10 protein-coding genes are annotated in these 11,903 nt (G+C 48.2%); 3 read left to right on the forward strand and 7 right to left on the reverse strand.

What is annotated here, in order from left to right:
- Positions 1–67: 67 nt before the first annotated feature.
- The 5 genes from AC787_RS13340 to AC787_RS13360 all read right to left on the reverse strand — a co-directional run bounded on the left by AC787_RS13340 (position 68) and on the right by AC787_RS13360 (position 6,495).
- A complete protein-coding gene (locus AC787_RS13340) occupies positions 68–979 on the reverse strand; it encodes a carbohydrate ABC transporter permease (RefSeq protein ID WP_054025232.1) in 912 nt (303 codons plus the stop codon).
- Between the two features lie 12 nt (positions 980–991).
- Positions 992–1,912: an ABC transporter permease gene (locus AC787_RS13345; RefSeq protein ID WP_054027054.1), complete on the reverse strand. Its 921-nt coding sequence runs from the start codon at positions 1,910–1,912 to the stop codon at positions 992–994.
- Positions 1,913–1,985: 73 nt separating this feature from the next.
- A complete protein-coding gene (locus AC787_RS13350) occupies positions 1,986–4,793 on the reverse strand; it encodes a beta-galactosidase (protein ID WP_054025233.1) in 2,808 nt (935 codons plus the stop codon).
- Between the two features lie 284 nt (positions 4,794–5,077).
- Entirely contained in the window at positions 5,078–6,139 is a 1,062-nt protein-coding gene (locus AC787_RS13355; RefSeq protein ID WP_054025234.1) for a LacI family DNA-binding transcriptional regulator, read from the reverse strand.
- Positions 6,140–6,309: 170 nt separating this feature from the next.
- Positions 6,310–6,495 (reverse strand): twin-arginine translocase TatA/TatE family subunit, encoded by a 186-nt coding sequence (locus tag AC787_RS13360; protein WP_054025235.1) that lies wholly within the window; start codon positions 6,493–6,495, stop codon positions 6,310–6,312.
- A 315-nt stretch (positions 6,496–6,810) separates the two neighbouring features.
- Here AC787_RS13360 and AC787_RS13365 point away from each other — a divergent pair, with 315 nt between their 5' ends.
- From AC787_RS13365 to AC787_RS13375, 3 genes are all read left to right on the forward strand, one after another.
- The gene (locus AC787_RS13365; protein ID WP_054025236.1) at positions 6,811–7,068 is read left to right on the forward strand and encodes a MerR family transcriptional regulator; all 258 of its coding nucleotides are present in this window, start codon (positions 6,811–6,813) and stop codon (positions 7,066–7,068) included.
- Between the two features lie 12 nt (positions 7,069–7,080).
- Positions 7,081–7,797, forward strand: a complete 717-nt coding sequence (gene tatC, locus AC787_RS13370) for a twin-arginine translocase subunit TatC (protein WP_054025237.1) — start codon at positions 7,081–7,083, stop codon at positions 7,795–7,797.
- A gap of 202 nt (positions 7,798–7,999) precedes the next feature.
- Positions 8,000–9,229 (forward strand): amidohydrolase, encoded by a 1,230-nt coding sequence (locus tag AC787_RS13375; protein ID WP_235561073.1) that lies wholly within the window; start codon positions 8,000–8,002, stop codon positions 9,227–9,229.
- A gap of 59 nt (positions 9,230–9,288) precedes the next feature.
- On the opposite strand, the gene AC787_RS13380 is transcribed toward AC787_RS13375, so the two are convergent.
- Positions 9,289–10,506, reverse strand: coding sequence for an MFS transporter (locus tag AC787_RS13380; protein ID WP_054025239.1), 1,218 nt, complete (start codon positions 10,504–10,506; stop codon positions 9,289–9,291).
- A 237-nt stretch (positions 10,507–10,743) separates the two neighbouring features.
- Positions 10,744–11,883 carry an SGNH/GDSL hydrolase family protein gene (locus tag AC787_RS13385; protein WP_054025240.1) on the reverse strand — a complete coding sequence of 380 codons (1,140 nt, stop codon included), beginning with the start codon at positions 11,881–11,883 and terminating at the stop codon, positions 10,744–10,746.
- Positions 11,884–11,903: the final 20 nt, after the last annotated feature.

Below are 11,903 nucleotides of genomic sequence, written 5' to 3' on the forward strand. Positions count from 1 at the left end.
TCCCCTTTGTTTTCATGATTCGGGCTTCGCCCTTTATGTGAAGAGGCCCTTGCAGGCCTGCGGCACATCAGCCTTTTACAGCGCCTACTGTAATCCCCTTGATGAAATACCGCTGCACGAACGGGTAGAACAAAATTACGGGACCGGTCGCCACCACCGCGGTTGCCATCTTCATCGATTCCAGCGGCATATCACGAAGCTGAACATTAGAAGCAGCCGACGAATTGCGGATAAAGTCAGCGCTGGTCACCACATTGTACAAAAACAGCTGAAGAGGTCTGTACTTCATATCCGCCGAAAGGAACAGCATCGAGTTATACCACTCATTCCAGTAGCCAAGTGCGATAAACAGCCCAATGGTTGCTAATGCGGGCGTAGTCATCGGCAGGATCAGCTTTAGAAAAATGGTAAAGTCGCCAGCTCCATCGATTTTGGCTGATTCGGTAATGGCATGCGGAATCGAACGAACGAAGCTTTTCATCATGATGATTAGAAATGGACTGAGCAGTCCCGGAAGAAGGATAGCGAGATAATTGTCCTTCAGCGTCAAATATTGCGTCATCAGCAAGTAAAAGGGCACAAGACCGCCGGAGAACAGCGTCGTGAAATAAATGAAAAACGAAATGCCATTCCGATAGCCGAAATCGGGACGCTGAAGCGCGTAGCCGGTCATCGCTACAAGGAAGAGACCAAGAGCCGTCCCGACAATGGTAATACCCATCGTGACAAGATAGGAGCCAATAATCAGATCGGGGTTTTCGAACACGATTTTGTAGGCAAAGGTGCTAAAGTCTCGCGGCCACAAGTTGAAGCCGTATTTCTTAATCGTGCCCTCTGCTGTCAGCGAGGTGCCAAGCACGAGCAAGAAGGGCAATAAACAGCATATCGAAAAACATGTAATGAAAAGATAACCAAAACCTTTGACGATGATGCCACTTATGTCTGTCCGAATGCTGCGTGATTCATCCCTATTTTCCATATGTGACACCTCCTAAAATAACGAGTTTTCGGGCGAAGCCTTCTTCACGAGCCAGTTCGCGGTCAAGACGACAACAAAACCAAATATGGATTGATATAAGCTCACTGCACTGCCAAGCGAGAAGTTGAAGTTCGTCATAAGAGCGCGAAATACATAAGTCTCGATAATATCGGTCGTCGGATATAGGGCTGTGTTGTTAGCACCTACTAAGTTGAAGAATAAACCGAAGTTGCCTTTGAGAATGCCGCCGAGCGAGAAGAGCATCAAGATAATGAAAGTGGGCTTTAGCCAAGGAAGCACGATATAAATAATGCGTTGGAAGGCGTTAGCTCCGTCAATTTCCGAAGCCTCGATAATTTCATTATCCAGCCCCATGATGGCTGCAAAATAAATGATAGAACCGTAGCCGGTGGACTGCCAAAGGTAGGTCAGCACGATAATAAACGGCCATATTTTCGGATCAGAATAGGTTTTGACAGGCTCCATACCTAACGATTCCAGCAAGCTGTTCAATAAGCCGTAGTCATAGCTCAAGATGTTGTAGGCGATAAGCCCGATTAGAACGGCAGATATAAAATGAGGCAAAAACATAAGCGTTTGCGTTATTTTTTTGAACCACTTCTTACGAATCTCATTCAGCAGTATAGCTACAAAAATTTGCATAACATTTCCAAGCACGATGAATACCAAATTGTAGGCAACCGTATTAAAAGAGAGCCGCCATAGGTCACCATTCATCACGAGAAAGCGAAAGTTATCAAATGCGACAAACGGGCTTTTGAAGATGCCATCGGAATAGTTGTAGTTAATAAAAGCTAAATACAAGCCAGGCATCGGCAAATAAGCAAATATAACAAAGAAGGCGATGGCCGGCAAGCACATGATTAGAAGCGTTTTGTTGTTCAAAAATCGTCTAAGCTTGCCACTGCTCATACGCTGTCGTTTCGTTTGGGGCGCCCTCTCGACTATGGTAGTTTCCATCCTTTTTCCCCCTTGTCGTAAAATGCTAGACGGATATGAATTGAATCGACTCCAAACTTCCTTGCTTCTCACGATCAACTGCCTCCAGCAGTATCGTTAGATTCCCCGCACCTGCCTCATACCAAGCACCAGGCAAATAAAAGGAATCAGGACTTCCGCCCGACATTACAGGCCGATTCGCATCGCTTGGCAGCCAAATTCGTCCAATGATCCTTTCCTCCAGAAAAACGGTCATTTTAAGTCCAGCTCCGGAAACCTTTGCTCTCCAGCCCTTGCCCGCTTCCGAATTGATAGTAGCCGTATACAGCCATGCGGTCTCCCCTGGTTCCAAAGCGATCGGAAACCCGCTTTCAACTCCTTGCCCTCGCATATTTTCTGCATGTACGAGCAGCTCTTTCTCCTCCGCCGCATAAACTGAAAAGTTGTCAGCCTCTTGGCCTTCATACAAGTAAACCTGTCCGGATGGTAATCCGAGCACTCGCTCGACGTATACCGTAAGCTCTACCGATTGTCCTGCCGACACATGCTCGGATATATCGAAGTAGGGATCAAACGGATGCACCTCTCCGATTTCCTTCCCGTCTACAAACAGCCGAGCAAGTGACTGAATCCCTTGAAAATGCAGCGTCCACGAGTCCGCCCCTTCCGATGCATGGAACGTTTTTCGGTAATATTCGAATGCCGGATGATCTGGAGACATCCAGCCTCCAAAGTTAACGATCGGCCACATGCTGCTATCGGGCGACTCCGTCAGCTCCTTGCGCAAGATCCGATCCGCAGCCCGGTAGACACTCCAGTTACGGCTCAGGTCTCTAACCTCTGTAATGGCCGACAGCCCTTTAATCCCCTTCATCGCATGCAATCGGAGTCCGGGAAGCCTAGCATCATCAAAGTTCGAATGTCCCCAAATCTCCACTCTGGCAAGCACTCTTCCATCTTGTAGACCGCTGCTCAAGGAAAGATAAGAACTGGCTCCGCCGGGTGCAACCGTTCCTGCATAATGGCCTCCTGCATACAGCGACACAACATCACTGCCTGACCTAATGAGTAGACCCTTAACTGGCTTAACTTCAGGCAGCTGAACAGTCGCTTCATACCAAGCAAAGCCGCGATAAATTTCTAGCTGTTCTAGGTAATCTGCTTTCTTTGAAACAGACAGTCCGTTCTTATCCTTCTCGTTCATAGGTGATGCAGCATCAAAAACACTTAGACGCCAATCAACCGCCGTAACCTCGGGACGATTAGAATACTGGAGCGGCTTGCCATGCTCAATCATGCCGTCATCGTTGTTAAACCCCTCGTGATAAAGCGCTTTCATTCTATCGATTATAAATAGCTTTAACTCTAGCCCATTCGAGGAAATAATCGAGCAGAAGCTATCCTCTTTACCATCAAAGGTTATTCTCACCTTGCCTTCATCTATCATTTCAACGCTTGCGTTGACGGTCTTCACCTCAAGCGGCGGGGCGTCTAGCAGCAATACAATTTCTCCGTTACCTTCTGTATGAAAAGCAAGACTTGCTCCTCCGTGATTCGTTTCTGCCATATACAGCTCCGCTGTCGAGCTCTCTAGTGATCCCTCTATACCCCAGAGCTGGAGTGGAACCCTTGCTGGAAGAGCAAGTGACCTGCCTGCTCTAAGTGTAAAAGTACTCTTCGGATCTGAATTCGATTCATTAACCATCACGATGGCTATTTCTTTATCTTGATCATCCAAATTCGTAACGAATAGGAGACTGCCGCCGCCTTTTAGCTGCAAGGTGTAAGGACCTACAACTCTATCGCTTTCCCCAATTAGTTTCCTATCCGTACAAATGCCATGGCTTGTTGCCTCAGCAAGCGGAGCGCCATATGCTGCGATCATTCGTCCAAGCAGCCTGCCTTCATAAGCTTCCTCGCGGATATGCCCTTCAGGAGAAATCATGCCGCCAAAATCATAATCCGACGTCATAAATGCAAGCGGTTTGCCCCAGTTGTTCGTAGCATTCGTGAAGCCAAAATCCGTTCCTGACACTTGCAAATATGGACCGAGCAGCTTAGCGCCGCAGGAGAGCAATCTACGAAGCAGGTAGTGTGCCCGATTCGTCTCCGTTACGAGCAGCGGATAACCAAGTCCTGCTAAGGTTTCACTATAGTGGAGCACCTTCTGCTCAAATTCCGCCTCGCGATTATCCGGATAGAAGTTGCAGGTCGGCACCACATTCTCTGCGATTCCCGAAGCTTGCAGCAAGCCGCCTTGGCCAGCACAAGCGAACAATGGAACGGTAATTCCATGGTTAAGCACCATATCGCGCAGTGCACTTATATAGCCTTTGGGGTCATTACAGTCATAGAAATCGAGCTCATTATCCAGCTGGACACCGATTACCGTTCCGCCCTCTCCTGCTTGATTCTGCTTTAGCAAAGGCAGGATGTGATCGAACCATTTGGAAACGTAGCCGAGGAAGACAGAATCATTATCGCGAAGCTTCAGCCCCTTGGTTAGCAGATAAGCCGGAAGCGCTCCTCCATCCCATTCCGAGCAAATGTACGGGCCGGGTCTTGCCACGACGTATAGTCCTACTTCTGCAGCCGCTGCCAGAAATGCTGCAATGTCGCGCTCTCCGCTGAAATCCCATTCCCCTTCTGCCGTTTCATGATAGTTCCATGGAAAATACACATCGATGCTGTTATAGCCGAATGCTTTGAGTTGCTCCATCCGCTCCTTCCAAAGCGCACTTGGAATGCGGAAGTAAAACAGCGAGGCGCATAGCAAAATATGAGGGGTTTCCTGAATTTTCACAGCATCCGCATCAAACCTTACGGCAGCTTTTGCTCCAATATCCATGACCATGTCAAAACCTCCAACGAATTAGACTAAAAGTCCGAAATATGTAACCCGTTTCATGTAACCCGTTACATTAATTGATAAAAATAAATACACGTCATGACCGGGATAAACAGAACGCTATTCTGTACGGTTCGCTGATGTGTATTTATGTGTTAGCTTCTGGAATGAAGCAATCTCGATGTTAGTGTAACGGGTTACATTATTGTCGTTGACACCTTGTTATCTTTTTACATTTTGATTGTATGCAACATTGTAAGCGTTGTCAATATATATTTAAAAACTCATTCCTAAGCATTATTTTGTACAGAGGGCGGGGCTGTAGACTCCCTGATAACAAGCTCTGGTCTTAATTTGGTGCTTTTGCTCACTTTATTTTTCGTAATCATTTGGTGCAGCAGCTCCGCTGCATGCCGGCCAACCTCATAACATTTCAAAGAAATCGTCGTCAATTCCGGGATGCTGTTCGAGGCATAAGGAATATCGTCAAACCCAATCAGTGATAAGTCTTGCGGCACGCGAAGTCCTGCTTTGTGAGCAACCTTCATTACGCCGATTGCCACTAAATCGTTCGCGCAAAAAATAGCGGTTGGCCGCTCGGGCAGTTCCAGCAGCTGATTCATAAGCATCTTACCCCTTTCTACAGAAAAACCACCGTCGAGTATCCATTCCTTGCGAGTATGCAGACCGTTTTTCTCCATCGTTTTCACAAAACCGCGAATACGTTGAGTTGTATTGGACATGTGTCTAAACCCGCCAACGAATGCAATATCCGTGTGTCCTAAATCAATTAAATGCTGTGTTGCCAGCTCAGCGCCCTCCAGCTCATCGGAATATACACGGGTCATTCCTTCACCGGGGAGATTACCATTAATAAGCAGCAGTGGCACGCGTTTGCTAGCTTCGACTACCTCACTTACTAGTTCCTTGCTCGGTTTTGCTAAATTAATTCGTCCGCCGATCATGACAATTCCGTCTACTTGCTTCTCCATCAGAATGCTCAAATATTGCGACTCCCGTACATACTGCTCTGCTGAATCACCGTTAGTCGACACCGTATCGCATAGAAAAAAGGTGTACCCTTTGCTGCGGGCTTCCTGATCAAGACCAGACAATACCTCTGGAAAAAAAGGATTTGTAATATCAGGCAAAATAACGCCTATCATCCCTGTTTCCTTCTTAAACAGACTTCTCGCAATCGCGTTAGGCTGAAACTGATGTTTCGCAATTAACTCCATAACTCGCTCTCTTGTTGACTTTTTTACCGGAGCCGTATTATTGATTACGCGCGACACAGTGGCTACTGAGACGTTCGCTTCCCTAGCAATATCATATACAGTAACCGGCTTGATAGCTGCTCACTCCTCAGTCCAAAGTTCGATTCTTCAGTAGAATAACAGAATTTGGGACAAATAGAAACGAGTACATTCTATCTTTTACACCCTTGACTACCCCGGGCGCACATAGTAAAAAAGGCCCTGATAGCGATCAAGGCCTTCAAACATCAACTTCTGCATCTTACTTATGCGCTTCCTTTGCTCTCCTGCTCATCCTTATTCTCGGCTACCAGCTCGCGAGCGGAACTCTTGAATTCATGCAGCGTGCGTCCGACCGCCCTTCCGAGCTCGGGAAGCTTTGATGGTCCGAACACGATCAGAATGACGACTAGAATCATGATCAATCCTGGTATTCCAATACTTTGCAACATTAATCATCACCTCATTCTTTTAAGTGTAAATCGACTAGCGATGCTTACACAATAACAGATACCCGCTAGCCTGTCTCAATGTATGTCATATAATTTAACACGGTTTTTTTGGCAGCTAATTCTCTTCATTAGCAGTCAGCTATGAGTTGTACGATCCGTCTAAATTAGATCTAAAATGTTAGGTTCATCATCTAATGACAGCACATAATATCATAATTATCATTATAGACACATCCAGTTTGTGCGAGTTTATACCACATGATAGGAAGGGAGTGGCTTTTGTAACGCAAAATAGGGGGAAAAGGAGCTGTCATCATGTCGTTTATGGACAAACAAGTCATGAATATCGGAACGGTAAGCGAACTTACCGGATTATCTGGAAGACAGATTCGTTATTATGAGATTCGGAAGCTTATCAGCCCAAAACGAACCATAGGAGGCACCCGCAAATATTCCTTCCTTGATATTGAAAAGTTGGTCTGGATCAGCCGGCAAATGGAGGTTGGCTGGATGACAGCGGAAATCAGGCATAGCGCTGGGAAGCGCAGGACTGACCCCGCAGCGCATGGTTAGGAGGCGGATGCAATGCTGGCACAACCGAGTTTAATCGACCATTTAACAGAGCTGCGCAAAAGAATCATTTATGTTCTGATTGTATTCGCCATCGCTTTATGCGGCGGAATTGCGCTGGTTCGTCCTGTGCTTGCTTATTTGCAGAATTCCTACTCACCCGCCCAGCCTATCCTATGGAATGCCTTCTCTCCATTTGACGCGCTGCAGCTATACGTGCAAACTGGAATGGCGATCGGAATCGGCGCATCGGTCCCGTTCGCTTTGCTGCAGGTGTGGCTGTTCGTCAAGCCTGCTTTGACGCTGCAGGAACGCAAATCAATTCCTTGGCTCATTCCGTTTGCGCTCTTATTATTCCTAATCGGACTAGCCTTCAGCTGGTTCATTGTCTTTCCGATGGCAGTCCAATTCGCGTCCTCCGTAACGCAATCCATGGGGCTTGTAGAAACCTACGGAGCAGCGCAATACATTCAATTCCTGATGCGGATCGTGCTGCCGCTTTCCCTTGTCTTCGAGTACCCGATCGTCCTTGTTTTTCTAGCAAGACTCGGCCTTGTCACGCCTGAGCGCCTGAGAAAAAGCAGAAAGTTCGCCTATGTCATACTGGTCACTTTATCCACCATACTGACGCCGCCCGATTTCATATCTGCATTCATCGTTTTGATTCCATTGGTTATTTTGTTTGAAGCAAGCTTTCCCATTGCTAGATGGGCAAATAAAAGAAAAGATTAGAGGAGGATTAGACATGGATCAAGAAAACAAAGGCATGTCCCGCAGAGAGTTTATAGGAAATGCTAGCAAAATAGGAGGCGCATCAGCCGTTCTGGGCGTTATGGGTACGATGGGCTTATTCACACCCGATCAGGCAAGCGCAGATGCTGCGAAGAAGAAGGATGACTCCAAAACCAAAAAGCTGGGAAAAAACAGTTCGTATATGCTGTTGAACGTTCGTCTGGAAAGCGGATATAAATATGAAAACGGGCAGGTCGTTGCAACAGAAACCGTCCTTCGCAATCTGCAAATCGATAAAGGCACCATTACGAAAATACTTGATACAAAATTGGAATACGGAAAAGGCATCGATTGTTATGACGCAAAGGGCATGCTGCTTCTGCCTTCCTTCAGAGATATGCATATTCATTTGGACAAAACCTTTTACGGAGGTCCTTGGCGAGCAGTTAGGCCGACAAAAAACGGTATTTTCGACCGTATTACCGAGGAGCAGACGCTGCTGCCACTATTGCTGCCAACTGCGCAAGAGCGAGCGGAGAAGCTCATTGAGCTCATACTAGGCTACGGCTCAACATATGTCCGAAGCCATTGCAATATCGATCAGACCGTCGGCCTCAAAAACCTGGAGAAGCTGAAGCTTGCCCTATCCAACTATTCGGACAAAATTTCGCATGAAATCGTCGCGTTCCCTCAGCACGGCCTGCTGCGTTCCAATGTTGAGGGGCTGATTCGCGATGCGATGCAGCTTGGCGTTACGCATGTCGGAGGACTAGATCCTACCTCGGTTGACGCCGATATGGAAAAATCGCTGCAGACGATGGTACAAATTGCGGTAGACTACAAGGCCGGCATTGATATTCACCTTCACGAGGGAGGCGAAACGGGCTTAAAGGCTATTCGAAGATTAGCCGATCTCACGGAGGAAGCTGGCCTTCAAGGAAAAGTTACGGTCAGCCATGCCTTCTCGCTCGCTTCGTTAACAGCAGGCGCCGACGTTGAACTGGCTGACCGCCTTGCATCGCTCGGCATCTCTATTGCTTCATCCGTACCGATCGGCAAAGGCGTGATGCCGATTCCGCTGCTTCAGAAGCAAAAGGTGAACGTTCTGCTCGGCAATGACAGCATTACGGATCACTGGTCGCCATTCGGTATTGGGGATACGCTGCAGAAGGCACATCTTGCCGCACAGCTGTATGGCTGGTCCAGCGAATACAATCTGTCCCGCGCACTTTCCCTGGCTACCGGCGGCATTATGCCGTTAGACGAGTCGGGTAAGCAAATATGGCCAAAGGTCGGCGATGCGGCAACCGCCGTGCTCGTTCCGGCAAGCTGCTCGGCCGAGACGGTTGCAAGGCTGCCGGAACGAGCAGCTGTTCTGCATAAAGGGACGCTCGCCTCAGGCTCACTGGAAGCGGTAAAGCCAAAGAAATAGCTGCCAGATTATCGAAGAAGAGGCTAATCTCATCCTTTTGGGAGAGATTAGCCTCTTCTTCATCTTGATGGAACATTTGCTTGTCCGAGCTCGCGCCTCCGCTTCAGCCATACGCTTATGCCAGCGGCAGCCATCATCATGCCTGTGAAGACGAAGATCCAATGGATGCCAACAGCAAGTCCAAGCAATCCGCCTATTAGCGGCCCAAGCATGGCGCCGAACTGGTTGGCGCTCGTTGTGAGTCCAAACGATCTGCCTCTAAACTGCTCATCCGTGCTTTGCACGACAAGCGTATTAACGATCGGACCGATGCCAGCCATGAACAAGCCGAAAATAAATTGCACGATAGCGAACAGCCACAAGTCTTGAACGAAGTACTGCATGCTTATGACCATGCCGGCACAGAGCAAACATATGACGAGAATGCGATAATACCCTTTTTTCTCTCCCAGCCTTCCCCAGATCGGAGAAGCAAGAATACCCGCTATTCCAATCAGCGAGAGAACAAAGCCGGCAGAGAGCACAGCCCCCTGCAGTCCGCCTTGCAATTTAGCGATATGCAGCGTAAGCAGCGGCTGAATCATATTCACTGAAAGCTGGAATAGAACAAGCAGCATAAGCATGCTCATTAGCGCGCGGTTGCGGAACGCCATGCGGTATGTGACAGGCTCCGCCTGTTTCTTCCCCGCAACTGCGTCTTCTGATGCGTCCGCTTTCCCTTCTCTGACCCAAATAATAACTGCCACTGTAGCAACCAGTATGATGATGGCGGCCACGACGAAGGATCTGCGGAGGCCGAACGCTTCGGCGAGCAGCCCTCCGAACAGCGGACCGAGAATTCCGCCTGTCATTGTACCCGCTTGCATTATGCCGAGACTCCAGCCCAGCTTCTCCTTAGGCGCAACCGAAGCTACAATCGACATGGATGCCGGAACGAATCCGCCCACAAAACCATGCAGCATTCGGACACCCACGAGCTGCCACGGCGTTTGCACGAAGGCGATTAAGGCATAAATGACGGCCAAGCTGAGCCCTGCCCGAATAACCATTTTGCGTTTCCCGTATTTGTCTGCAAGCAGTCCCCATAAGGGAGCCATCACTGCCCCGACGAGAAACGCCGAGGAATGTACGATTCCCGCCCATAGATTAATGGAGCTTTCCGGCACTCCCAGATCGAAGAGGAATAGCGGCAGAAAAGGAACCGACATCGTGTAGCTTGAGCTGCAGAACAGAACGCCGAACCATAAAATAAACATCGTACGCTTCCATGATTGCACGGCTGGTAACCCCCTGTTCGCCTCGTTGAATGAGTTCCGGTGCATTCTTCACTATTATCCACTATACGCTTCCTTTACAAATTGTTCAAAAACCGCACGAAGGAGCATAGAGAAGGAAAACGCCCGTAAAAGACGATTAAAGAAGCACAATGAGGTTTTTTGCGCTTAGATCAGCCGAAAAGAAAAATGGTAGAGTCAGGACTCTCCCTGCTCTACCATTTTGTTCACAAGCCTATACTACACAATGTTGCTAAGAACCTTTAAGACGCGCACGCTTGTCCCCGTACTCCGCTCATCCTTCAGCCCTGTATTACGGACTGTAATTCGCATGTTGTGGTTGTCCGGTTGGAGAGGAAACATCGCTATCACTGGCCGAAATGCTCCCAAGCACCAATCGTCAAATAACTGAACCTGATTAAAGATTAATCCATTTAATGAATATTCAAAAATACCGGTATCAGGGCCGCATAACAGCAAGAGTCCGGCGCTCCGTCCATTGACGGTAAAGGAAAGGGACGCCTCCTTTATTTCCGTAAAAAGATGCTCGGAATGATACCGCCAATTGATGAGCGGCTCTGGCTGCGCCTCCTTGAGAATAAAGCCATCTTGCTGAACTGCTTGACGAGAATCCAGCATCGCAGCATATTCGTAATTTCTTTCGTCTTTCGGAGATGGCAAAGCTGGGATTCCCGGCTTGTACGCACTACTAGATTCCCTAGCAAGAGCCGTTTCCAAAAAGGTCTGCACATACTGGGCATACAGCGCATAACCCGCATCATTCGGATGTACAAGATCAGGAGCGAGCTCTTCCCAGCGCGTTTGGCCTGCCTCTATCAGATTATAGATATTGGCCGCGAAGTTAACGGATGGGATATGATAATGGGTCGCGACCTCCTCATGAACGGCAATATTGAATGGCATTCCGGAGGACAAGTTTTTCTCCGCCGCCGTATAAAGGAAACAGATGTCTGCCTGCGGCGACAGCCTCCTGCACTGCCGTACGATTCCTTCCATGCCTCGAATCGATTCTTCGCGGTCCTCCCCATCGTTGACGCTGAATTCAACGAACAATAAATCAATTTCTCCATTCAGCAAGACATGCTCTCTCATGCGATGGGCGCCGAAGGTGGAATTCGTGCCCCCGACCCCCGCATTTATGCAAGTCACCTTCTCTTCAGAAAATCGTTCTCTCAAATAACTCTCGGTAATGGCACGCCAGCTGGTCTTATTCGGATCGGACGCTCCATAACCCTCTGTTATGGAACCCCCAAGAAAAGCAACGGCTATTGGTTCGTTTCGGAAGAGCTTTTGATTCAGGTTAGGCAATCCTCCTCGCAGGCTCATATAATGGCTGGCAGGCTGGTCTAATTTACTCATAATTAATCCCCCTAAAAAGA

Origin of the sequence: Bacillus sp. FJAT-28004 (assembly GCF_001280845.1) — a bacterium.
Taxonomy (GTDB): domain Bacteria; phylum Bacillota; class Bacilli; order Paenibacillales; family Paenibacillaceae; genus Pristimantibacillus.